Source organism: Spongiivirga sp. MCCC 1A20706 (assembly GCF_046524175.1).
Classification (GTDB): Bacteria; Bacteroidota; Bacteroidia; order Flavobacteriales; family Flavobacteriaceae; genus Spongiivirga.
Window position 1 is genome coordinate 255,552 of record NZ_JBEFZF010000001.1, and the last position, 23,043, is coordinate 278,594.

A 23,043-nucleotide genomic window follows, 5' to 3' on the forward strand; every position below is an offset into this window, starting at 1 on the left:
TTGTCAAAAATTATAAGAGATTGAAAGTGTCACACTGGTATTAAAGTTGAGTGGATCTTGATATATTTTTGGTGCAACACTTAGTCTTTCATTTACATTGTATTGTTGTAAGTGGGCATCAACATTAGCATCAATAATATTTAAAGCATATAGCCCCACGGTTATTAATAACGCAAGATCTCGGTTTCGTTGAAATAATTCTTGGGCTTCAATTAAAGACTGATTGGTAAGTCTGTCAAACTCTGTATCATCATCGTTTAGATCCGGACCATCAAGACCAAGATTAAGTCTACGTTTAAACTCACCTCTAAATTTTTTGTATTCGTTATCGTTATTAATAAAAACGTACATTCCAGTGCCAATAGCGCCATACACTATAGGAATTTTCCAATATTTACGATTATAGGCTTGACCTAAACCGGGAAGTACAGCTGAATAGAAGGCAGCTTTTGCAGGCGCATTTGGGTTTAAGTTAACCCTTCTTGCTTTTTTAAATTTTGTTTTAACGGTATCAACTTTGATTGATAGACTATCCTTATTCGATTTTTTTTGAGACCAAATGTTGTTCGAAAAAGAGAAAATAAAAAAGAAGAGGAATATTAACCTAATCGTCACCCTTGATTAATTTTTTAAGACGTGTAAATTCTTGCTCAGAACCAAAAGGAATCACAATTTTTCCTTTACCACTTTTGGCAAATTTAACGTCAACGGCAGTCATAAAGTACTCAGAAAAGTCTTTTAACCCTTTTTTAATATATTTTGGGACTTCGTTAGTTGTAGTATCATCACCGATTTCCTGGGTAGCGTGATAGTTACGCACCAAACGTTCGGTGTCACGAACACTCAGGTTTTTTGTAATTACAGCCTCATAAATATCCAGTTGATCTCCTTTGTTTTCAACATTGATCAAAGCACGACCATGTCCCATACTTAAAAACCCATCTCGAATACCAGTTTGTACAATCGGATCTAGTTTTAAAAGTCGTAAGTAATTGGCAATGGTAGATCGTTTTTTACCAACACGCTCACTCATTTCTTCTTGCGTTAGCTTTACTTCATCGATTAAGCGTTGATAGGATAATGCGATTTCAATAGGATCTAGATCTTGGCGCTGAATGTTTTCGACCAATGCCATTTCGAGTGATTCTTGATCGTTGGCAATGCGTATATACGCAGGTATTACTTCAAGACCTAAAAGTTTAGAAGCTCGGTAACGACGTTCACCTGATACAAGTTGATACTTATTAAAGCCAAGTTTTCTAACGGTAATAGGTTGAATTACCCCCAGCTCTCGAATCGATGAGGCTAACTCGCGTAGCGAATCTTCATTAAAATTGGTCCGCGGTTGAAATGGGTTTACTTCAATAGCGGAAAGCTCTAATTCAACAATATTGCCTACAACTTTATCAGCGTTTTTATCAGATGCGGATTTAATATCGTTCTCCGGATCTTTCAATAAAGCTGATAATCCTCTACCTAATGCTTGTTTTTTAGTAGCTTTTGCCATACACCTTTATCCGTTTTTATTGATCACTTCATGTGCCAAATTTAGGTAATTTGCCGCACCCTTGCTACCAGCATCATAGTTAATAATGCTTTCGCCATAACTTGGTGCTTCACTTAATCTCACATTTCGCTGAATTATGGTTTTAAAAACCATGTCGCTAAAATGCTTTTGAACTTCTTCTACAACCTGGTTTGACAACCGAAGACGGCTATCATACATGGTTAATAGCATACCTTCAATATCAAGATTGCTATTGTGTATTTTTTGAACACTTTTTATCGTGTTTAATAACTTCCCTAAACCTTCAAGCGCAAAATATTCGCATTGTATTGGAATAATTACAGAATCGGCGGCAGTTAATGCGTTTAGTGTTAATAAACCAAGTGAAGGAGCACAATCAATTAATATATAATCGTATTGAGATTTTAAACCATCAATAGCTTTTTTCAGCATATACTCTCTTTCTTCTTTATCAACCAGCTCAATTTCAATAGCTACAAGATCAATATGTGCGGGAATAAGATCTACATTAGGCGAATCAGAAGTTACAATAGCATCTTCTGGTTTTTTAGTGTGTTCCAGTAGTTGGTATGTTCCAATTTCAACACTCTCAACATCAATGCCTAATCCAGAAGTCGCATTAGCCTGGGGATCGGCATCAATAAGAAGTACTTTTTTTTCTAATACTCCAAGAGAGGCTGCGAGGTTAACCGAAGTCGTGGTTTTACCAACTCCGCCTTTTTGGTTAGCAATAGCAATGATTTTGCCCATGAAAAATGTAAGATTGTTAGTGGTAAAAATACAATTATTTGCGAGTATTAAAAATGAATTTTGTTAACAGCCTACAAAAGAAAAGGACTGCAAATTGCAGCCCTTTTCTAATCAATATTTTATGCTTGAATACCTTACTGATCCTCTGGCATTAAAATTGCCAAAAAGTAGTTTTTATCAAGATATTTATTTGCTACTTTTTGAATGTCTTTTTGCGTCATTGCTTTGACGTTTTTTTCGTAATCGTTCATTTTATTGATATCTCTATCTTCCTGATCGGCACGGACAAGGTTGCTCATCCAAAATCTGTTTTGTTTTAAGCTCTCTTTCCGATTTAACAAATAGGTTTCTTTTACCTTATTTAAATCTTTTTCCGTTGGACCGTCTTTCTTGATTTTCTCAACTTCTGCAAGTGCAGCTTCAACTAATTTGTCAACATTTTCCGGACCGCAAGGGAAGGAAATGTTAAAGCTTACATTGCTAAAAGAGATTTTACTCATGCTACCTCTTGCGCCAACACCATAGACACCACCTTCTTCTTCACGAAGTTTTTCTATTAACTTTATAGTAAGCACTTCGCCTAAAGCTCCCAGATAGGCTGCTTCATCGCCGTCATATTTAATATCAGCTTCTTCCCATGTAATTTGTACCCGACTCTTAGGATCTTTACCACGTTTAATAACTTCCTTATGGTAGGTATCCTTTCTTCTAAATTTGGTTGCAACATATTTCTCATTACTTCCTTTTCCCGGTAAAGAGGCGATATACTTTTCACATAACTGTTTCAATTTGGCCTCGTCAATATTGCCAACAAAGTAGAAGTTAAAATCGCCAGCATCAGCAAAACGTTCCTGATACTTTTTGTAAGCCAGGTCATAATCTGCTTTGTCCATAGCTTCTGCTGTCGGGAAACCTACATATCGATTGTTGCCTTTGTTTCTTACCTTTCCTATCTCATTTGAGAAAAAGAATTGTGGATTTGCCATCAAATTTCCTAGGAAACTCTTTTGTTTTGTGATATATGATTGAAATGCTTCATCATTCTTGTTTAGAGAAGTAAAATATAAATGAACCATTTCAAACAGCGTTTCTATATCCTTTGGTGCGGCACTTCCTCTAAAGTTTTCACTAAAACCGCCAATTGACGGATTGACGCGTACAATCTTACCACTCATGTACTTATTCATGTCGTTTAAAGATAAGCCTGCTATTCCTGCTTGGGATAAGCCTCCGTTGGCAAAAGTAGTTGCTTTGAACTCTTCATCAGTATATAAACTGGTCCCGCCAGGACTATATGCCTGGAATAAGATCTCATCGTTTTTAAAATCAGTTTTTTTATAGGTTACTGTTGCGCCATTACTTAAGGTAAGTTTAGTGAAACCAAGTTTATCATTGGTTTCTTCCTTAGTAATTGTACCTGCAGCAGGTAACTTATCAATTAATGCATCAGCAACTTCTTCATCTTCATAAGGGGTAATGTTGGCAGCTTCAACTTCTTTAATAAGATCAAGCACCTCCTGCTCAGTAACTTTTTTAAGCCCTTCTTTTTCGGGGCCCGTTATGACGATTACGCGATTATCATCGTGAATAAACCCTTTAATCAAATCGTTGATTTCGGCTAATTGAATAGTCGGCATCACCTTTTTGTTAAAGTCATAAGACCATTCTATTCCAGGAATTGGAGATTTCTCTAGATAATTGTAGACGTACTGATTGACGATTCGTCCACTTTCTTGCTTGTCACGATCTTTAAACTGCTTTTCTAAACGTGCTAAGATTTCTTTTTTAGCACGCTCAAATTCACCTTTGTTAAAGCCATGTCTGCGTACACGCTCATTTTCGGTTAGCATAGCGCGTAGTCCATTTAATTGTCCTTCAGGGCTAGTGGTTGCGGATGACTGATACGCATTTTTATTTCGTGCGAAGGTGCCACCATAATAAGAAAAGCCAAATACAAATGGTGGGTTCGCACTGTTGCGAAGTTCGCTCAATCTGTTGTTTAACATAGTAGAGAAAAGACCTCTTACAATTTGAGTGCGGTAATCTAATATGGTCTTAGTTGGTTTTGAATTCTCACGATCTTTGTACATTACTTGTACTCGAGAAAACGGAGCCTCTTTATCACTTGCAATAGCAATAAAGGTTTCTTCATGGTTGGGTAGATCAAAAACCTCACGCTTACGAGGATTTTTAACTTTCTTGATCTTTCCAAAATGTTCTTTTATCTTTTTTTCAGTAGTGGCAATATCTAAATCACCTACGGCAACAACTGCCATTAGGTCTGGGCGATACCAATCTTTAAAATAATTTCTTATCGACTTGTATTTGAAATTTTCTATAATCTCTTTTTTTCCAATGGGAAGACGATCTGCGTATTTAGAGCCGTACATCATTTTAGGTAAATACTCTTGCATCATACGCTTATCTGGGCCCAAACCAAGCCTATATTCTTCTAAAACCACACCACGCTCATCATCAATGGCTTCATCTGTTAATGTTGCCCCATGTGCCCAGTCTTCAAGAATTTGAAATCCCTTTTCTAATTTTTCTGGATCATCACTTGGTATTGGTAGTATGTATACGGTTTCATCAAAACTGGTGTATGCATTTAGGTCTGCCCCAAATTGAACACCTATACCTTGAAGGTAATCGACTAATTCATTTTTTTTGAAGTTTTTAGTACCGTTAAAATTCATATGTTCCATAAAATGAGCGAGACCCAATTGATCTTCGTCTTCTAAGATAGAACCGGCATTTATAGCTAAGCGAAGTTCTAATTTGTCTTCTGGCTTTCCATTGTTGCGAATGTAATAGGTAAGGCCATTGTCTAGTTTTCCTATTTTGACATTAGGGTCAACTGGAATTGGGCTTGAAGGCTCCAATGACTTTTTCATACCTTCTTGTGCATTCCCAAAGTGAAATGATAAGAAGAGCAATGTAATTGCAATTAGTGTTGATTTTTGCATGGATGATTATTTTGTTTAAAAACGAATGTAAGGCTATTCTACTATTGTAGAAAATAAATTCTAAAAATTTAACTAAATTTTTAGTTGATTAAAAACGTCCATATACAACGGGCTAAGAAAAGTTGGAATAAATGGAAATTGCTATTTCTTAAACTTGATTAAAGAAGCTATACCCTATTAAAATTAACCTACTAATCATCCAACAAAATCTCTAAGATCTCGATCGCGGCTTCACTTATTTTTGTTCCAGGCCCGAAGATTGCTGTAGCGCCTGCATCGAACAAAAACTGGTAATCTTGGTGCGGAATCACGCCACCAACGATAACCATAATATCTTCACGATCGTATTTTTTAAGTTCCTCAATAACTTGTGGAACTAATGTTTTATGACCGGCGGCAAGCGACGAAACCCCTAAAATATGAACATCATTTTCTACCGCTTGTTTCGCTGCTTCGGCAGGTGTTTGAAATAAGGGGCCAATATCGACGTCAAAACCAACATCAGCATAGCCCGTGGCAACGACTTTTGCACCACGATCATGCCCATCTTGTCCCATTTTAGCGATCATAATTCTTGGACGACGGCCTTCTTGCTCAGCAACTTGATCAGCAAGTTTCTTTGCTTTTTCAAAGCTTTCGTCATTTCTTATTTCTTTACTATACACTCCGCTAAACGATTTTATTTGTGCCTTGTATCGACCATAAACCTTTTCTAAAGCATCTGATATTTCGCCTAAGGTTGCCCGTTCCCTTGCAGCATTAACAGCTAAAGCTAGTAAATTATCGGCATTATTTTTAGCCGCGTTAGTTAGTTTTTCTAGGGCAGTGGCAACTTTATTATTGTTTCGACTGTTCTTAATCCTATTTATCGATTCAATTTGCTGACGTCGTACAGTTTGATTATCAACCTCTAGAATATGTAACGGATCTTCTTCGGCTAAACGATACTTATTTACCCCAACGATCACGTCCTGGCCGCTATCGATTCTTGCCTGTTTTCTTGCTGCGGCTTCTTCAATTCTCATTTTAGGAATACCCGCCTCGATAGCTTTTGTCATTCCACCTAACTCTTCAACTTCTTGAATCAACTTCCACGCTTTATTGGCAATATCGTTAGTAAGCGATTCTACATAGTAACTACCTGCCCACGGATCGACAGTTTTGGTAATATGAGTTTCCTGTTGTAAATATAGTTGTGTATTTCTAGCAATTCTTGCTGAAAAATCTGTTGGTAAGGCAATGGCTTCATCCAATGCATTAGTATGTAAGCTTTGGGTACCACCAAATGCAGCAGCAGCAGCTTCAATACAAGTTCGTGCCACATTATTAAAAGGATCTTGCTCGGTTAAACTCCAACCACTAGTTTGGCAATGGGTTCGTAAAGCAAGCGACTTCTGATTTTTAGGATTGAATTGTTTTACCAATTTTGCCCAAAGCATGCGAGCAGCTCTCATTTTAGCAATTTCCATAAAATGATTCATCCCAATAGCCCAAAAGAATGACAAGCGGGGTGCGAAGGTGTCAATTTCCATTCCTGCATCCAGTCCTTTTCTTATATATTCTAGACCATCTGCTAAGGTATAAGCAAGTTCAATATCACAAGTAGCACCAGCTTCTTGCATATGATAGCCCGAGATACTGATCGAGTTGAACTTGGGCATGTTTTTCGAGGTGTATTCGAAAATATCAGAAATGATCTTCATCGAGGGAGTAGGGGGATAGATGTATGTGTTACGCACCATGAACTCCTTTAAAATATCATTCTGAATAGTTCCTGATAATGATTCAGGTGCTACCCCTTGCTCTTCAGCAGCAACTATGTAGAATGCCATAATTGGTAAAACGGCCCCATTCATTGTCATTGATACTGACATTTGATCAAGTGGAATTTGATCAAATAACATTTTCATATCCTCAACACTATCGATGGCAACTCCCGCTTTACCAACGTCGCCGACTACACGTTCATGATCACTATCATACCCTCTATGAGTTGGTAAATCGAAGGCTACAGAAAGCCCTTTTTGCCCTGCTTCTAGATTTCTGCGGTAAAATGCATTACTTTCTTCGGCGGTCGAAAATCCTGCATATTGCCTGATGGTCCAAGGCCTACGAACGTACATCGTAGAGTATGGACCACGTAAGTTAGGTGCTATACCTGCAACAAAATTGAGATGGTTTAATAATTCAACATCCCTTTTTGTATAGGTAGCATTCACTTCAATATTTTCTGCAGTCATAAATGAAGTATCCGACTGCTTGGTGTTGGGCTTTTTGTAGTTTAAGCTTAAATGTTGAAGGTCTTTCCGCATTTTATTCTTCAGTATCTAGTCGTTTTTGTTCTAATACTTCTGCCAGTCGTTTTTCAATAATCGGCTCGATACTAGTTTTTCTGGGTTTTGTTTTCATGAAGGGAAATAACTCTAAATTTTCCTTCATTTTATCTTGTTTATTGGGGTATTTGTTGGTGCCAATTAGTATGTTCTGCTCATCATCAAACTGTTGCTGTTGTTTGGCGGCTGCCTCTTTTATTTTGCGCTGGATCACCCCTTCTTTTAGCTGTTTTAAAAACCCTCCGGCTTTTTCAATATCCTTAAATAATGCTAGTGCTTTTTCAGCCAATTGTATGGATAGTGATTCTATGTAATAAGAGCCATCTGATGGATTTTCTACTTTATCAAAATAGCTTTCATTTTTTAGAATGAGCAGTTGGTTGCGCGCGATACGATCACCAAATTCGTTGTTTTTGTGATAAATAGCGTCATAGGGCAAATTATACACTGCATCAGCACCACCTAATATGGCACTCATACATTCAGTCGTGGATCTTAACATATTCACATTATAATCATAAAGTGTTTTGTTACGCTTACCCGGTGATACTATAATGTGACAGTTAATTGTGCTATCGTATTCATTCGCTAGTTGCTTAAATAGAAAACGGACTGCCCTTAGTTTAGCAAGTTCAAAAAAATAGTTGCTACCAACAGCCATGTTTATGGTCACGCACAAATCTTTAAGATGATCTTGATCATACTCATTAATATGATTAATATATTCATTTACATGAGCTAAGGTATAAGCTAATTGTTGTGTGACAGTTGCACCTGCATTATGATATAAATCTGTATTAACAGCAACAATACTTTTTAAATTATGGGCATTTGAAATACACTGATCAAGGGTTTCAAGGTCTGCTATTGAGTTTTGGAACCAATTTCCACTTTTTGCTAGTTGCCCTATGGGGTCAGCAAGCATAAAAACATTGCTAGTACTATCAATTAGCTGATTTATTTGGGTTACAACATCAGCATTTAAAAATTGAGGCTTAAGGTATACAGTAATGTTGGAAAGGTTAATCCCTCCTAACAAAGTAGCGAGATTAATATTTTGGTTGTCAAGTTCAAAAATAATGGCTTCGGCGCCTCTATTTATTATATCTAAGGCGTTTTTGTTAGATTGTTCTGTATTAAGTACATAAATATGTTGAGTTATGCTCCAACCTTTTGAAGTTTTGAGGTTTGGAATAGTATCTGATAATCCGTCCTGATGATATGCTGGCTTAACATCAATGCCTTCGTTGGTTTTCCAAACCAAGCTGTCGTTGTAATCAAGTCCTTTGAGATCGACTTGTATTTTTTGTTTCCATTGTTTTAGTGAAACAGCTTCAAAATCTTCAAATAAAAAATCGCTCATAAAGGGTACTATTCTTCAATTTCAATCAATATTATTTCTTCATCTTTCTTTTTCATCCAATATTCTTCTCGGGCAAATTTTTCCATTTTTCGAGGATCGCTCAAATCTATTTTTTCTTGTGTTTCTTTGGTAATCTCTGTCTGATAGTACGCTTTATTTTGTTTTAATCCTTTGATCTCTTTATTCAACTTACGATGATTCAAAAATGAATTGGCATCAAAAAATAACATCCATATCGAGAAAATCAGTAATACTAAAATGTATCGATTGCTAAAAAATTTGAAATATTTGTTTTCTTTTAAATCCCTCAGTTTCCTTGTCTTCATGATAGTCTTTCATTTATTATGGTACGAACAATATCAACCGCCACAGTGTTGTATTTATTATTAGGAATTATGATATCGGCAAATTCCTTTGTAGGTTCGATAAACTGTTGATGCATTGGTTTCAAAGTGGTTTGATAGCGATCAAGTACTTCATCGATGTCGCGTCCACGTTCGGCGATATCTCGTTTTAACCGTCTAATCAATCGTTCATCACTATCTGCATGAACAAAAATTTTAATATCAAACATATCCCTTAATTCTGGGTTTGTTAATATTAAAATTCCTTCAACGATCATCACCTTTCTAGGATGGGTAAGAAGCGTGTCTTTGGTTCGGTTATGCTCAACAAACGAATAAACAGGTTGATTAATGGGTTTTCCGTCTTTTAACGTTTTAAGATGTTCACTCAATAAGTCAAAGTCGATGGCCCTTGGATGATCAAAATTGATCTTCACACGCTCATCAAAAGCCATGTGAGATGTATCTTTATAATAAGAATCTTGTGATATTACGCCCACTTCTTCGGGTGGAAGTTGGTTAATGATCTGTTTGACCACAGTAGTTTTGCCGCAACCAGTGCCGCCTCCGATTCCTATTATCAGCATTTGTTTATTGTTTATACAAAAATAAACGATGAAAGTGATTGCTAACAACGGTGTCTATGTAGTTATTAACAAGGATTTCCAACAATTAGTTAACAAAGTTAACTAATTTGGATTAAATATAACTCCGCCTGTGACATCAGAGGTCGCTCCGGTAACGCTAGAAAGGCAATTGGGTAGATTGTTAATGCGCAGAACTCCCATCAAGCCGAACACCAAAGCCTCTTTGAACTCAATTAATTGCGTATTAGAAGTATCTACTTGAAAGTCTGGGCCAAGTTGTTGTTTTAAAGTTTGAATTAGAAAGTTGTTGAAAGCCCCGCCCCCTGTAATCAAAACACTATTCTTTGGCTTTTCACTTAATTCTTTTATGTCGTTGCTGACGGCATTGCAAATATGATGAACAGCAGTGCAGAGCATGTTTTTAGTTGAATCTGTTGTGCCACTAACAATAGGGATTACTTCTTCTAAAAACCATTCGTATCCGGTAGACTTTGGTGGTTTTTCTTGATAGTATTGCAACTTATTTAGTTTATCGAGTAATTGGTTATTGACAGTGCCTGATGCGGCTAAGCTACCATTTTCATCATATGCTTTTCCGGTTTTTTGAATGATATGATTCAGAACCATGTTGGCCAAACCGATGTCATAAGCATAGCGTTCCCCATCTTTTTTATAAGATATGTTGCTTATTCCACCTAAATTCAGGCAAAAGTCATACGCTCCGAAAAAAAGCTCATCACCAATGGGAACTAACGGAGCTCCCTGACCGCCGCTTGCAATATCTGCAGAGCGAAAATCGGCAACGGTTTTAAGACCAGAAATGTTGGCAATATCTTGACCATATCCTAGCTGAAATGTAAAACCATTTTGTGGTTGGTGATGAATGGTATGCCCATGACTTGCTACTAAATTTGCTTTAATGTTATTCTCTTTAGTAAACTCCTTTATTTGTTTTCCCAGCCATCTCCCATATTCATGATGAAATTGAAGTAGATTTATTGCTGGAAGATGAATGGCATCTTTTAAGGTCTTTTGAAAAGCAATGTCGTAAGGAATACTCTTGGTATGAAGAATTTCATATCCCCACTTAGCTTGAGTTTCTTTAATCAAACAATTTACAAGGTCTAAACCATCGAGAGAGGTGCCAGACATTAATCCAATGACATTGTATTCCATGGTGTTATTATTTCTACCTGATGAAGGTACTATTCTTTTCTAAAATGATAGCGAACAAAACCTTCTATAGCCTCATATTCCGGTAGCCCTAGTTGATCGTATTTAGCAGCCGTTTCTTTATTGCGTTGTTCGGCTCGCTGCCAAAACTCTCGTTCATCATTACCTGGAAACATAGCGCTATCTTTTTGGGATTGGTGTTTAAAAATGGCATTTCGTTTTCGAGCAAGGTCCTTAGGTCCTATAGGTACGGCCATTTCCATATCAGCGATATCCCATTCCTGCCATGCTCCTCTGTATAACCATAGATAACAATCCTTTACCCAATGTTCGGCTTTTAAACGTTCTAGTGAATCAAAAATCAATTGCAAACAAACCCGATGGGTACCATGAGGATCGGAAAGATCACCAGCAGCAAAAATTTGTTGCGGTTTGACACTATTTAAAAGGTCACAGGTTATTTGAATATCTCTTTCCGATGGTAATTTCTTCTTAACGGTACCAGTCTCATAAAAAGGGAGATTTAAAAAGTGGGCATTAGCTTCATCAACACCGCAATATCTGCAGGCCGCTAAAGCCTCCCCTTTTCTAATGAGTCCTTTAAATTTTTGTATTTCTGGGGTGTCAACATCACCTGGATGTTTTTGTTTGAGAAAAGCTCGTACTTCTTGCATCAATTCTGATAGTTCGCTACTGGCTTCAGTTCCGTGTACTGTATCTTGGGCAAAGTCTAAAAATCGTATCACTTCATCATCAAAAACGGCAATATTACCAGAGGTTTGATAGGCAACATGAACCTCATGACCTTGATCTACCAACCGAAGTAACGTACCCCCCATGGAGATTACATCATCATCAGGATGTGGGCTAAAGATCAATGACTTTTTAGGAAAAGGGTCTGCTCTTTCCGGCCGTTCGGAATCATCGAAATTTGGTTTTCCTCCAGGCCAACCTGTTATAGTGCGCTGCAGTTGATTGAATACTTTTAGGTTAATATCTTCTGCAGAACCGATTTCGGCAACTAAATTACCCATTCCGTGTTCGTTATAGTCTTCATTCGTTAACTTTAAAATGGCTTTATTTACGGTAGATGAAAGCCAGATTACGGCCTTTTTAATAAGATTGTCCGTCCATTTACAATCTTCTACTAACCACGGAGTTTTAATTCTTGTTAATTCTGATGCGGCGGCAGTATCCAATACATAAGTGCAGTTTTCATGGTGTTGAAGAAATGTTGCGGGAATTGATTCGATAATCGGACCTTCAATTGCTTGTTGGACAATTGGCGCTTTGCCTTCACCCCAAGCCATCAAGAAGATCTTGTCAGCGCTTAAAATGCTACCTACTCCCATTGTAATTGCCCTATCAGGAACGTTTTCCTCTCCAAAAAAATCACTAGCGGCGTCTAATCGTGTTATTTTATCAAGTCGTATAAGTCTGGTAATACTGTTTATGGCAGACCCCGGTTCGTTAAAGCCAACATGACCCGTTCGCCCGATTCCAAGTAGTTGAAGGTCGATACCACCTGCCTTTTTTATAGCTTTTTCATAATTTAAGCAATATTCTGCAAGGTTATTTTCTGAAACAGTTCCGTCAGGGATATGAATATTCTCTTTCTTAATGTCGATATGGTTGAATAAATGCTCATTCATAAATCGTACGTAGCTCTGTATGGCATCAGGATGTTGCGGATAATACTCATCTAGATTAAAAGTGACTACGTTTTGAAAGCTGAGCCCTTCATTTTTATGAAATTGAATCAAATATTCGTATACTTTAGTAGGACTTGATCCGGTTGCCAGTCCTAGAACAGCATTTTTTCCTTTCGAAGCTTTACTTTTAATCAGGTCAGAGATTTCCCTCGCAATAAAAAGAGATGCATCTTTTGAATTTTCATAAACGACGGAATTGGTTTTTTCAAATTTCCTTGATGCTGTGTTTACGTGTAGCGTAGATTGCGGTGTTGTGCCAATCATTTTTAAATTGATTTTAAGGTAGTAATTAGGTGTAAAAATCTAATCTAATGAAATGCAAAGTTACTACATTTTCATCATATTTTGCAATTATTTGCTGTTTTAAAATTAAATATTGCTGTTTAATGCGTTTATTTATTGTATAATTGCAATTAATTGCATTTTTGTAATATGCTTAAAGAAGAAAGACAACAGTTTATTTTAAATGAGGCTCGAATACATAACAAGGTCTTGCTGGGTGATCTAGCGGATCAACTTAAAGTGTCAGTCGATACCGTAAGAAGAGATGTGAAAGAGCTTGATCAACAGCAGAAATTAAAGAAAGTTCATGGGGGTGCGATTTCTAATGGATTCAATATTTATAATTACAATGAAGCAGATATCTATTCGCATGAAGAAAAGGCTTTTATTGCCAAGAAAGCTGTTTCTTTAATTCCAGAAAATGCTATTGTATTAATAGGAGGGGGGACAACAAATCTCGAGATCGCCCGTTATTTACCCGCCAATTTGAGTGCAACATTTTTTACACCTAGCCTTTCAGTTGCGATGCAGTTAATGACTCATGAAAAGATCGAGGTTCTTTTTATCGGAGGTCGTTTGCTAAAACATGCTCAAATTGCCGTTGGTCCTAGCACCATCAGTTTTATGAATGAGATAAAGGCAGATATCTGTTTTATGACTACTCATTCGATAAACGTAGACAACGGAATGTCGGATTCTGACTGGGATATTGTGCAAGTCAAAAAGGCCATGATGAAATCATCAAAAAAAATAGTGGCCCCTGTAATTTCAAAAAAGTTAGGTTCTAGCCAACGATACCGTACCTGTAGTCTTAATGAGGTTGATGTATTGTTAACTGAGTTAGATCCGTTTTCGTCAAAATTAGACCCTTACCGCCGTCAAAACATTGAGATTATTTAACCACCTTGCTAATGTCTGCTTCGGTAAGTGTTTTCTCATTCGTGCTTCCCCAAGAATTCAATATATAGTTAAGTACATCGGCAACTTCTTGGTCAGTTAGATTAGAAGGCTTTTTTTTGTTATTGTAGGTGACTCCGTTCACTACAATTTTTCCTTCTAGGCCGAATTTTATGGCTTTTATTCCTTTTAAAAGATCATTCTTAAAGTAGTCAGAATTAGCAAGAGGAGGAACCGCACCGTAAGAACCTTCGCCGTTTTCCAAGTGGCAAGAGGCACATTTGTTATTATAAATACTTTTCCCGTAACTGATGCTTCTATCTCTATCACTTGTGCGGCAGCTATTAAATAAAGTTAAACCGATAAGCAGAATAAAAAAAGATGCTTCTTTTCGGATCATTAACTTGATTTAGGAATAATCTTCAAAATTCCTTTTCCTTCTACCGCTACATAAATAAATCCATCGGGGCCTTGCTTTACATTTCGAACACGACCAATATTTTCTAATAATTTTTCTCTTCTGGTTACTTTGCCTTTATCAATTTCCAATAATTCTAAGTACTGAAAAACAAGAGAGCCGACCAATAAATCACCTCGCCAATCAGGATAAGTACTGCTGGTTACAAAGGTCATGCCGCTAGGAGCTATTGACGGAATCCAATAGTAGAGAGGTTGTTCCATGCCTGGCAATGCCTTGTTTTTTGTTATTGTCGTACCGCTGTAGTTAATACCGTAGGTGATTTTGGGCCAACCGAAATTAGCGCCTTTTTTTACAATGTTAATTTCATCACCACCTCTTGGTCCGTGTTCATGGATCCAGATTTCTCCCGTAAGCGGATGTTTTGTCATGCCTTGTGGATTCCTATGACCGTAGGAATAAATGGCTTTTTTTGCGCCATTTTTATCAACAAATGGATTGTCTTTAGGTATAGAACCATCATCATTAAGACGATAAATTTTCCCTCCATCTTTGGCGATATCTTGTGGGTTTACATTGCGATTACCTCGATCACCAATAGAGAAATAAAGAAAACCTTGATTATCAAATTCAATTCGAGAACCAAAATGTTGTCCGCGACCAGTATTTGGCGATGCTTTATACAGTGTTTCTATATTCGTGAGGCTGCCATTATTTATTTTGGCGCGAATGAGCTTGGTGTTGGCGCCGGAGCCTTCCCCTTCTTTGGAAGCATATGTCAAGTATATCCATCCTGTTTTATCATAGTCCGGATGCAACTCTACATCTAAAAGGCCGCCCTGACCTTGTACTTTTAAGTCCCCTGGAATACCAGCAATGATATTCTTTTTTCCATTTTTGAAATGAATTAGCCGTCCAGATTTATCCGTAACTAACATACTTTTATCTGGTAAAAAAGCCATTCCCCATGGAATATCAATATCAGAAACTACCACTTGGGTAGTGTAATTAATGTCTTCGGGTGCGGGTACTTGGATGGAATTGTCCTTTTGCGCACATGATATATTAAGTCCCAAGCCCAGTAAAAAGATTAACTGAATTATGTTTTTTGATTTATTCATTAGTTTATTGATTTCCATACTTTGGATAAAGATACTAAGAAACAATACTTTAAAAAGATAAGAGAATAAGTAGGGCTGCTAAAAAAATGTTAAAGATAGAGCTAGTGAAGCCTAAGCTTGAATGATAAATATTGTTGGACGTTTATGAAGGTCAACCTGTTGATGATTCCATTTTGATACAGGATACGTTTTTATATACTCAGTAGGTAATGTGATGTCTGTTGCAACACACAATTTGGTATTCGGATTCAAGGTGTTGATTAAAGCGCTAAATAGCTTTGTGTTTCTGTAAGGTGTTTCAATAAATGCTTGAGATTGTTGAAGATCTTTGGAGCGTCTCTCAAGCTTTTTGATCGCTTGATGCCTTTCCGCTTTCTCAATAGGTAAGTACCCGTTAAAGGCAAAACTCTGTCCGTTCATTCCTGAAGACATTAACGCCATCAAAATAGAAGAAGGGCCAACTAAAGGAATCACTCGGATACCGTTTTCATGAGCTATTGCTACAATATCAGCTCCGGGATCTGCAATGGCAGGAGCTCCAGCTTCAGATAAAAGTCCGATATCGGTCCCTTCATAGGCAGGCGCTAAAAAACCATGCAGGTCTTTTGGATTTGTGAATTTGTTTAAAATATTGATATGTAGAGACGGTTGTGATTTAGATGGACTTATTTTTTTAATAAACCGTCGTGCTGTTTTTTCATTTTCAACAATATAGTGGTCGAGCTGTTCGATAATTCTTTTTATCGACATTGGGAGTACTTCTAAAGGAGGGTTATCTCCTAAGCGAGTAGGAATTAAATACAGGTCTCCTTTATTTGAAGTTGATGGCATTTGTTATAGTTTATCAGCTACAATAGTACAGGCATGATCTAGCATATTGTAAACGCGGTCAAAGCCCTTATCCCCATCATAATAAGGATCTGGAACTTCCATGTTTTTTCCTGGAAAACTTTCATTTAAGATAAGTTTTACCTTTGATTGGTGAGTAGTTGTTCTAGCTAGTTTTAATACATTTTGAAAGTTGCTTTGATCCATTACATAAATATGGTCAAAAATATCAAAATCTTCCATTCTAAATTGGCGACAACGCTGGTTAGTAATGTCAAGTCCATTTTTTTTGGCAACGGCGATTGATCTTTCGTCTGGTAGATGCCCTATATGATAACCAGCTGTGCCGGCACTATCAACCATCACTTTATCAGTATTTACTTTTGATTGCAAAATACCTTCAGCTAGTGGAGATCGGCAAATATTGCCAAGGCATACCATTAAAACTTTGGTTTTAGTCATTACCAGCACTTATAAAAACAACGGTTCTTATTTGCTAAAAATAATACAAAAGTGTTGATTTTCAATATCAAAAAAAGACATTGACCGTAAACAATTATAGAGATAATTTTTTACTCAAATCTTCCACATACTTTCTAAATTGTTTATCGGTTGCGGTTAAATTATCTACTGTTTTACAAGCATGAAGAACGGTAGCATGATCACGCTTACCAATTTGTGAACCGATACTAGCTAAGGAAGCTTTCGTGAATTTTTTGGCAAAAAACATTGCAAGTTGTCTTGCTTGTACAATATGTCTTTTCCTTGTTTTAGATTGAAGCGTGGCAACATCCATTTGAAAATAATCTGATACCACTTTTTGTATATAGTCGATTGAAACTTCTCGTTTGGTATTTTTTACAAACTTTTCTACAATTTGCTTTGCAAGATCTAACGTAACTTCTTTCTTATTGAATGAAGATTGTGCTATTAGAGAAATGATGGCGCCTTCTAGTTCACGAACATTAGTTTTGATATTCTTAGCTACATATTCAACGATATCATCAGGCATTTCTACACCGTCCCGATATAACATATTTCTTAAAATAGAAACTCGTGTTTCAAAATCAGGCTTTTGCAATTCAGCTGATAAGCCCCATTTAAAACGTGATAACAAGCGTTGTTCAATATCTTGCATGTCAACAGGTGCTTTATCTGAGGTTAAAATTACCTGTTTCCCATTTTGATGCAAGTGGTTAAAGATGTGGAAAAAGACATCTTGTGTTCCAGTTTTTCCTGAAAGAAATTGAACGTCATCAATAATTAAAACATCGACGATCTGATAAAAATGAATAAAATCATTTCGATTATTCTTTTTTACCGACTCTATATATTGTTGTGTAAATTTTTCAGCTGAGATATAAAGTACCGTCTTTTCAGGATACTTGTCTTTTATTTCTACACCAATAGCATGGGCAAGGTGTGTTTTACCAAGTCCGACACCACCAAATATTAACAACGGATTAAACGAGGTGCCTCCTGGTTTGTTGGCTACAGCTAATCCAGCAGAACGCGCTAAGCGGTTTGCATCGCCTTCAAGAAAATTCTCAAAATTATAACTTGGGTTTAATTGCGATTCAATCTTTACATTACGAATACCAGGAATTACAAAAGGATTTTTAAGCTCTGGGCTCTTGTTTTTCAAGGGCACATCAACCTCTTGTGCTTTTACATTACTTCGGTTTGAGCTTGGTATCTTTTCGGTAAATGGTTGTTTATTACCATAGGTATTCTCCATCTTAATGATGTAGACCAATCTGGCGTTTTCACCTAATTCCTTTGTAAGTGCAACCTTAAGTACTTTGACGTAGTGCTCTTCAAGCCATTCATAAAAAAATTTACTAGGTACTTGAATGCTTAACGCGTTATCAGTTAATTTAACAGCCTTGATTGGTTCAAACCATGTTTTGTAAGCTTGAGGCTGTATATTATCTTGAATAAAAGACAAGCAATCGCTCCAAACTGATTCCGCAGTTTTTGTCATTATTAATACTAGTTATATAGTTAGGTTACCAAAAAAAAGGGAGATTATCTTAGCCCTAAATGACCTCCCAGATAAGGTGAACAAATATGTGAACAAATTATCTAAAAAAAAAAGAAAAATGAGTTGAATTTCTAGAAATTTTTATGCATGTTCCGTTTCGATAAATTTACATTAATTTAACGCTACAAAATAATTTTATTAGGTGAAATTCGACGAAATACAAATAAACGTGAGGTACGGTGAAACTGATAAAATGGGAGTCGTCTATCACGGAAACTACCCGCAATACCTAGAGTTAGGGCGTATTGAGTGGTTGAACAAGTTAGGTTTTTCTTATAAAGAAATGGAAGATAATGGGATTATGCTACCAGTTTTTTCGTTACAACTCAATTATAAAAAATCAGCCCGTTTTGGAGATGTGTTAACATTAAAAACCACCCTAAAAAAAATGCCCACTGTTAAGATAGAATTTGACTATGAAATTTATAATCAAGAGGGTGAGTTATTGACATTAGCGAACACCATTTTGGCTTTTATTGATATGAAAACAAATAAGCCCACTAGAGCCCCCGAATATTTAGTTGAAAAGCTAAGTAGTTTTATGTAAGGAGGTTATCAATTTTTACTTCAAATATCGCTTCAAAGAGTCTTTTTGTAATTTCCGATTCACTTTTTCTTACCGATATAATTAGCTCACAATTTGATTCAAGTTTTTGGGATGTTACTTTCAGGTTTTTTTCCTTTACAATACGCATCACTTTGTTTATGTTTTTATAATCAAACATAATCTTATATTCGACGTTGATAGTACGATTTACGATCGAACTCTCTTCCAAAGTAAGTTTTGCTGCCGTTCGATATGCATTAATCCAACCACCGACTCCCAATTTAACCCCGCCAAAATAGCGGACTACAACAATTAACACGTTTGTAACTCCGAACGATTGAATTTGTCCATAAATAGGTTGGCCAGCAGAATTTGCTGGCTCTCCATCATCATTTACACGATACGTTATAGTTTCTATGCCCAGTTGATATGCATAGCACCAATGTCGGGCAGCATGATGTTGCTTTTTGAGTCGATTAATGTGTTCCTTGACCATTTCTTCATTATTAATGGGAAATGCATAGCCAAAAAACTTACTATTCCTATCTTTAAACAGGACTTCAGCAGAGGGTGATTTGATGGTTTTGTAAATATCTTCTGTCAAAACTAGGCGAGGGTTATAGTAATAATAGCGATAATGGCTAATGCAATACCATACCAATTTTTAGTGTTCAGTCTTTCCTTAAAAATCAGTAACCCGAAGATAGTAGATAACATTACAACACCAACATTATTGATCGTAAACAAAGTCGAGCTCTCTAAACCTTCGGTATTAAGTGCTTTTAATAAAAAATATATGGAGTAATAGTTTGGTATGCCTAAGCAAATACCGCCGATGATATTTTTTAATTTGAATCGTAATTTTCCTTTTGTTAATTGAATCATTAGAATAACGATGCCTATGATAGCAGCGATTGCAAAAATGGTTGCTGAGAAAATGGGAATTCCACCGGGAGGTAGGTGCTTTGTCTCAAAATATTTAATGGCTGCATCAATAATGCCTGAGCCGAGGAAAAGTAAAAAGGGAAATAGCAATCGATTCGATTTTTTGGTATGCATTCTTTCTTTTTGTGCAGTAAGATAAACAGAATATAGTGCTAGAAGAATTGCAATAACTTTTACAAGACTTACCGATTCTTGGTATGCCCAAACGCCAAAAATTACTGGTATAACGACAGACATTTTACCAGAAACTGATGCTACTGACAATCCGTTTTGCTGCGAAGTAAGCGCCATTAAATTAAATACGGCTATAAATAAAAAACCTAAAAACAATGCTCCCCAGAACCAAGACGTTTTTGGTATTTCCCGAAACGAAATATCTCCGCTATACGCAATGAAGCCTGTAGTCGCTGCAGCTACATAGTTAACAACAATTGCTTGCAATGTATTAATCTTATAAACTTCAAATAGCTTAAAGATCACAAATAAAAAGCTGGATATAAAAACACTGATTAGAAGGTAAATCATTCGCTAAAAATTGGGCTTTTTAATATATCTATAACATCTTCTTCACCCACTTTGAGGTGCCAAGTTTTAATTTTTAGATGGCCAGCGGCTTCTGTATTTTCTTTGGTGTCATCAACAAATAAAGTCTCTTTATTATTAAGTCCATTTGTTTCTATAACAAACTGATAGATTTCAGTATCCGGTTTTCGCATTTTTATTTCATGAGAAAGATAAAATTGCTCGAAGCAGTTTTTAAACCTTTCATATCTTGACAACCCCATGTTTTCAATAACTTTTTCAATGTGAAGTTCGTTCGTATTGCTTAATAAAAAGAGTCTAAAATTGTCTTTTTTCGCAAGCTGTTCTATAAACTTTAGCCGGTTATCAGGAAAATTTAAAACGATAGCGTTCCATGCATCAATTAGCTCGGTTTTTGATGTCTTCGGAAAATAAGATTGATAAAACGAGATAAAAGTATCACTGTTTATTTCTCCTTTTTCATATTGGTTATTCATCAAAGTCATTTCAGAAGTCACTTTCACCAAACCAAAATGACTCATTTTTTTTAATGTGGCCTGCTTATCTAGATTAATAAAGATATCGCCAAAATCGAATATAATATTCTTGATAGCCATTACACTTAATTCGACCTATTTATAATTATTAGCGAATCTGACAAAACCTTTTTTTCTGAAATTATGTTACCCTCAATTTCGGGGGCTTTTATTCCATAGTTTAATTTAGTTGATCCCTTAAAAATTCGTGCTTCATCCCATAATCCAATAGCTATAAATGATTGCAAGGTTTTGCTGCCGCCTTCTATGATAACTGAAAGTATATCATTTTTTACCAGTATTTCACAGATTTGTTCTGGTATAGCTGCTTCAAAATTAATTGGTTCGTAAATAAGACTTTTATTAGAGTATTGCTCACTTTTACTATCAGTAATAACAATGGTTTTTACTTTTCCGTCAAAAACTGTCGCATTTTTTGGCAGTTTGTTTTTTTTGTCTATTACGATACGAATTGGGGAAGATCCTGACCAATCTCTAGTAGTTAAACTAGGATTATCTTTTAACACTGTATTCGTGCCAACTAAAATAGCGTGTTCTTCAGCTCGCCATCTATGTACTAGTTGTCTGCTTCTAATATTCGTAATCCATACTGGGGCTACCTCATTTCGTTGCTCATCCGAAGGAGCTATAAAACCATCGGCACTTTGAGCCCATTTTAAAACAATATAGGGTCGCTTTTTATTATGAAAGGTTAAAAATCGCCTGTGCTGTGCCTTACATTCATCTTCTAAACAACCAACGTGTACATCACAGCCTGCAGCACGAAGCCTTTCAACCCCCCTGCCAGCTACTTTTTGATGTAGATCGATGGTGCCAATAAAAACTTTAGGAATCTGGTGTTTTATTATTAGGTCAGAACATGGGGGAGTCTTACCAAAATGCGAACATGGTTCCAACGTAACGTATAAGGTAGCCTGTTTTAAAAGAGTCTTGTTTTTTACTGAATTAATAGCATTCACTTCTGCATGCGAACCTCCATATTCGCTGGTAAAACCTTCTCCTATAATTTTATTTTCGTGCACTATTACGCAACCAACTGAAGGGTTGGGATAGGTGTTGCCAATACCCAGTGTTGCAAGCTGAAGGCAGCGCTGCATGTATACTTTATGCCTATTCAATGTTTACCTCCTCAGTAATATCAATGGGGTAATCATAGGAAAGCCCTAAGGCTTTATAGGTGATCGCTCCCTTATATTGAACCTTTATTTTTTTTGTGAGTAAGGTGTTAAGAAGTCCACCGATGATATTGTTTTTATTTTTATCAAAAACATCTTTGGTTGCTACCTTGGCAATTAGTGGAATTGAGAACTGCCGTTTGCCAGGCACTTTAAATTCATCTGTACTCACATTAGCTACTTGAATATTGGCAATTAACACATTAATACCATCAGTTTTTAAAGTACCACCTAAGTCATTTGGGTTATTAAAGTAAGCATCGGCCTTGATTGTTAAAGTATCAGTTGAAATACTGAGAACTTCAATATTATCTACGGCTATAAACTCTGGTTTTTTATTTATGGTACAACCACAAAACAAAGCGGTTGCAAAGAATGCTAAAAATAGGCTGGTTCTCATTTTTCGTGATGCTGTATCTTTACAAATGTAATACTTATCAAGTGCGATGGAAAATATCATTATACGAGAAATCAAAAAAGAAGATAATGAGATAATCGAACGAATTATCAAGTTGGTATTAGATGAGATGGGGGTTCCAAAAACCGGTTCTACCTACGAAGATGCATCCTTAAAAACAATGTACGAATCTTATTCAAATGATAGAGCTACGTATTATGTAATAGAAAAATCTGGAACTGTTGTTGGAGGGGGAGGGTTTTCTCAACTCACTAACGCAGAAACTACTGTTTGCGAGATACAAAAGATGTATTTATTAAATGAAACCCGTGGTCTTGGATTAGGAAAAAAACTACTATCTAAATGTATTGAAGGAGCTAAAAGAGCCGGATTTACCACCTGTTATCTGGAAACAATGCCGGATATGAAAGCCGCTCAGCATGTGTACAAGCAAAACGGATTTGAATATATCAATAAACCAAAAGGTGATACGGGTCATACCGCCTGCCAGGTGTGGATGGTTAAGGAGCTTTAAAAGCTAAAAATTGAAAAAA

General features: G+C 36.4%; 23 protein-coding genes. 3 read left to right on the top strand and 20 right to left on the bottom strand.

What is annotated here, in order from left to right:
* Positions 1-3 precede the first annotated feature (3 nt).
* From ABN763_RS01195 to nagB, 10 genes are all read right to left on the bottom strand, one after another.
* A complete protein-coding gene (locus ABN763_RS01195; RefSeq protein WP_410483576.1) occupies positions 4-615 on the bottom strand; it encodes a DUF5683 domain-containing protein in 612 nt (203 codons plus the stop codon).
* The gene (locus tag ABN763_RS01200) at positions 605-1,507 is read right to left on the bottom strand and encodes a ParB/RepB/Spo0J family partition protein (protein WP_410483577.1); all 903 of its coding nucleotides are present in this window, start codon (positions 1,505-1,507) and stop codon (positions 605-607) included. The genes ABN763_RS01195 and ABN763_RS01200 overlap by 11 nt, the downstream gene beginning before the upstream one ends.
* Positions 1,508-1,513: 6 nt before the next feature.
* Positions 1,514-2,278 carry a ParA family protein gene (locus ABN763_RS01205; protein ID WP_410483578.1) on the bottom strand — a complete coding sequence of 255 codons (765 nt, stop codon included), beginning with the start codon at positions 2,276-2,278 and terminating at the stop codon, positions 1,514-1,516.
* A gap of 134 nt (positions 2,279-2,412) precedes the next feature.
* Positions 2,413-5,244, bottom strand: a complete 2,832-nt coding sequence (locus tag ABN763_RS01210; protein ID WP_410483579.1) for a M16 family metallopeptidase — start codon at positions 5,242-5,244, stop codon at positions 2,413-2,415.
* A 191-nt stretch (positions 5,245-5,435) separates the two neighbouring features.
* Complete coding sequence (gene scpA, locus ABN763_RS01215; RefSeq protein ID WP_410483580.1) at positions 5,436-7,556, bottom strand: methylmalonyl-CoA mutase; 2,121 nt, start codon at positions 7,554-7,556, stop codon at positions 5,436-5,438.
* Between the two features lies 1 nt (position 7,557).
* Positions 7,558-8,940 (bottom strand): methylmalonyl-CoA mutase subunit beta, encoded by a 1,383-nt coding sequence (locus ABN763_RS01220; RefSeq protein WP_410483581.1) that lies wholly within the window; start codon positions 8,938-8,940, stop codon positions 7,558-7,560.
* Between the two features lie 8 nt (positions 8,941-8,948).
* The gene (locus tag ABN763_RS01225; RefSeq protein WP_410483582.1) at positions 8,949-9,266 is read right to left on the bottom strand and encodes an FtsB family cell division protein; all 318 of its coding nucleotides are present in this window, start codon (positions 9,264-9,266) and stop codon (positions 8,949-8,951) included.
* Positions 9,263-9,871 carry a uridine kinase gene (gene udk, locus ABN763_RS01230; protein WP_410483583.1) on the bottom strand — a complete coding sequence of 203 codons (609 nt, stop codon included), beginning with the start codon at positions 9,869-9,871 and terminating at the stop codon, positions 9,263-9,265. The genes ABN763_RS01225 and udk overlap by 4 nt, the downstream gene beginning before the upstream one ends.
* A gap of 102 nt (positions 9,872-9,973) precedes the next feature.
* Positions 9,974-11,047 (bottom strand): anhydro-N-acetylmuramic acid kinase, encoded by a 1,074-nt coding sequence (locus tag ABN763_RS01235; RefSeq protein WP_410483584.1) that lies wholly within the window; start codon positions 11,045-11,047, stop codon positions 9,974-9,976.
* A gap of 29 nt (positions 11,048-11,076) precedes the next feature.
* Positions 11,077-13,020 (bottom strand): glucosamine-6-phosphate deaminase, encoded by a 1,944-nt coding sequence (gene nagB, locus ABN763_RS01240; RefSeq protein ID WP_410483585.1) that lies wholly within the window; start codon positions 13,018-13,020, stop codon positions 11,077-11,079.
* Positions 13,021-13,188: 168 nt separating this feature from the next.
* Between nagB and ABN763_RS01245 the strand changes: the two genes are divergently transcribed.
* Positions 13,189-13,938 carry a DeoR/GlpR family DNA-binding transcription regulator gene (locus tag ABN763_RS01245; protein ID WP_410483586.1) on the top strand — a complete coding sequence of 250 codons (750 nt, stop codon included), beginning with the start codon at positions 13,189-13,191 and terminating at the stop codon, positions 13,936-13,938.
* Here ABN763_RS01245 and ABN763_RS01250 read toward each other — a convergent pair.
* From ABN763_RS01250 to dnaA, 5 genes are all read right to left on the bottom strand, one after another.
* The gene (locus ABN763_RS01250) at positions 13,931-14,335 is read right to left on the bottom strand and encodes a c-type cytochrome (RefSeq protein WP_410483587.1); all 405 of its coding nucleotides are present in this window, start codon (positions 14,333-14,335) and stop codon (positions 13,931-13,933) included. The genes ABN763_RS01245 and ABN763_RS01250 overlap by 8 nt on opposite strands.
* Complete coding sequence (locus ABN763_RS01255; protein WP_410483588.1) at positions 14,335-15,474, bottom strand: PQQ-dependent sugar dehydrogenase; 1,140 nt, start codon at positions 15,472-15,474, stop codon at positions 14,335-14,337. The genes ABN763_RS01250 and ABN763_RS01255 overlap by 1 nt, the downstream gene beginning before the upstream one ends.
* A 111-nt stretch (positions 15,475-15,585) precedes the next feature.
* Positions 15,586-16,305, bottom strand: a complete 720-nt coding sequence (locus ABN763_RS01260; protein ID WP_410483589.1) for an SAM-dependent methyltransferase — start codon at positions 16,303-16,305, stop codon at positions 15,586-15,588.
* A gap of 3 nt (positions 16,306-16,308) precedes the next feature.
* Positions 16,309-16,764, bottom strand: a complete 456-nt coding sequence (locus ABN763_RS01265) for a low molecular weight protein-tyrosine-phosphatase (RefSeq protein ID WP_410483590.1) — start codon at positions 16,762-16,764, stop codon at positions 16,309-16,311.
* Between the two features lie 94 nt (positions 16,765-16,858).
* Complete coding sequence (gene dnaA / locus ABN763_RS01270) at positions 16,859-18,286, bottom strand: chromosomal replication initiator protein DnaA (protein WP_410483591.1); 1,428 nt, start codon at positions 18,284-18,286, stop codon at positions 16,859-16,861.
* A 202-nt stretch (positions 18,287-18,488) separates the two neighbouring features.
* Between dnaA and ABN763_RS01275 the strand changes: the two genes are divergently transcribed.
* Entirely contained in the window at positions 18,489-18,893 is a 405-nt protein-coding gene (locus ABN763_RS01275) for an acyl-CoA thioesterase (protein WP_410483592.1), read from the top strand.
* On the opposite strand, the gene ABN763_RS01280 is transcribed toward ABN763_RS01275, so the two are convergent.
* From ABN763_RS01280 to ABN763_RS01300, 5 genes are read right to left on the bottom strand one after another with little or no spacing between them, the layout of a single operon-like run.
* The gene (locus ABN763_RS01280; RefSeq protein WP_410483593.1) at positions 18,886-19,497 is read right to left on the bottom strand and encodes an IMPACT family protein; all 612 of its coding nucleotides are present in this window, start codon (positions 19,495-19,497) and stop codon (positions 18,886-18,888) included. The two genes, ABN763_RS01275 and ABN763_RS01280, sit on opposite strands and share 8 nt — an antisense overlap.
* Positions 19,498-19,499: 2 nt before the next feature.
* Entirely contained in the window at positions 19,500-20,363 is an 864-nt protein-coding gene (locus ABN763_RS01285) for an EamA family transporter (protein WP_410483594.1), read from the bottom strand.
* A complete protein-coding gene (locus ABN763_RS01290) occupies positions 20,360-20,977 on the bottom strand; it encodes an HAD-IA family hydrolase (protein ID WP_410483595.1) in 618 nt (205 codons plus the stop codon). Before ABN763_RS01290 ends, ABN763_RS01285 begins: the two co-directional genes overlap by 4 nt.
* A 5-nt stretch (positions 20,978-20,982) precedes the next feature.
* Positions 20,983-22,035, bottom strand: coding sequence for a bifunctional diaminohydroxyphosphoribosylaminopyrimidine deaminase/5-amino-6-(5-phosphoribosylamino)uracil reductase RibD (ribD, locus tag ABN763_RS01295; protein WP_410483596.1), 1,053 nt, complete (start codon positions 22,033-22,035; stop codon positions 20,983-20,985).
* Positions 22,028-22,492 carry a hypothetical protein gene (locus ABN763_RS01300; protein ID WP_410483597.1) on the bottom strand — a complete coding sequence of 155 codons (465 nt, stop codon included), beginning with the start codon at positions 22,490-22,492 and terminating at the stop codon, positions 22,028-22,030. The genes ribD and ABN763_RS01300 overlap by 8 nt, the downstream gene beginning before the upstream one ends.
* A gap of 46 nt (positions 22,493-22,538) precedes the next feature.
* Between ABN763_RS01300 and ABN763_RS01305 the strand changes: the two genes are divergently transcribed.
* The gene (locus ABN763_RS01305) at positions 22,539-23,024 is read left to right on the top strand and encodes a GNAT family N-acetyltransferase (protein ID WP_410483598.1); all 486 of its coding nucleotides are present in this window, start codon (positions 22,539-22,541) and stop codon (positions 23,022-23,024) included.
* Positions 23,025-23,043: the final 19 nt, after the last annotated feature.

What these genes read in the sequence shown, in the direction of transcription:
- ABN763_RS01200 (WP_410483577.1), bottom strand. Translation starts at nt 1,507, where the DNA reads ATGGCAAAAGCTACTAAAAAACAAGCATTAGGTAGAGGATTATCAGCT.
- ABN763_RS01205 (WP_410483578.1), bottom strand. Translation starts at nt 2,278, where the DNA reads ATGGGCAAAATCATTGCTATTGCTAACCAAAAAGGCGGAGTTGGTAAA.
- ABN763_RS01210 (WP_410483579.1), bottom strand. Translation starts at nt 5,244, where the DNA reads ATGCAAAAATCAACACTAATTGCAATTACATTGCTCTTCTTATCATTT.
- scpA (WP_410483580.1), bottom strand. Translation starts at nt 7,556, where the DNA reads ATGCGGAAAGACCTTCAACATTTAAGCTTAAACTACAAAAAGCCCAAC.
- ABN763_RS01220 (WP_410483581.1), bottom strand. Translation starts at nt 8,940, where the DNA reads ATGAGCGATTTTTTATTTGAAGATTTTGAAGCTGTTTCACTAAAACAA.
- ABN763_RS01225 (WP_410483582.1), bottom strand. Translation starts at nt 9,266, where the DNA reads ATGAAGACAAGGAAACTGAGGGATTTAAAAGAAAACAAATATTTCAAA.
- udk (WP_410483583.1), bottom strand. Translation starts at nt 9,871, where the DNA reads ATGCTGATAATAGGAATCGGAGGCGGCACTGGTTGCGGCAAAACTACT.
- ABN763_RS01235 (WP_410483584.1), bottom strand. Translation starts at nt 11,047, where the DNA reads ATGGAATACAATGTCATTGGATTAATGTCTGGCACCTCTCTCGATGGT.
- nagB (WP_410483585.1), bottom strand. Translation starts at nt 13,020, where the DNA reads ATGATTGGCACAACACCGCAATCTACGCTACACGTAAACACAGCATCA.
- ABN763_RS01245 (WP_410483586.1), top strand. Translation starts at nt 13,189, where the DNA reads ATGCTTAAAGAAGAAAGACAACAGTTTATTTTAAATGAGGCTCGAATA.
- ABN763_RS01250 (WP_410483587.1), bottom strand. Translation starts at nt 14,335, where the DNA reads ATGATCCGAAAAGAAGCATCTTTTTTTATTCTGCTTATCGGTTTAACT.
- ABN763_RS01255 (WP_410483588.1), bottom strand. Translation starts at nt 15,474, where the DNA reads ATGAATAAATCAAAAAACATAATTCAGTTAATCTTTTTACTGGGCTTG.
- ABN763_RS01260 (WP_410483589.1), bottom strand. Translation starts at nt 16,305, where the DNA reads ATGCCATCAACTTCAAATAAAGGAGACCTGTATTTAATTCCTACTCGC.
- ABN763_RS01265 (WP_410483590.1), bottom strand. Translation starts at nt 16,764, where the DNA reads ATGACTAAAACCAAAGTTTTAATGGTATGCCTTGGCAATATTTGCCGA.
- dnaA (WP_410483591.1), bottom strand. Translation starts at nt 18,286, where the DNA reads ATGACAAAAACTGCGGAATCAGTTTGGAGCGATTGCTTGTCTTTTATT.
- ABN763_RS01285 (WP_410483594.1), bottom strand. Translation starts at nt 20,363, where the DNA reads ATGATTTACCTTCTAATCAGTGTTTTTATATCCAGCTTTTTATTTGTG.
- ABN763_RS01290 (WP_410483595.1), bottom strand. Translation starts at nt 20,977, where the DNA reads ATGGCTATCAAGAATATTATATTCGATTTTGGCGATATCTTTATTAAT.
- ABN763_RS01300 (WP_410483597.1), bottom strand. Translation starts at nt 22,492, where the DNA reads ATGAGAACCAGCCTATTTTTAGCATTCTTTGCAACCGCTTTGTTTTGT.
- ABN763_RS01305 (WP_410483598.1), top strand. Translation starts at nt 22,539, where the DNA reads ATGGAAAATATCATTATACGAGAAATCAAAAAAGAAGATAATGAGATA.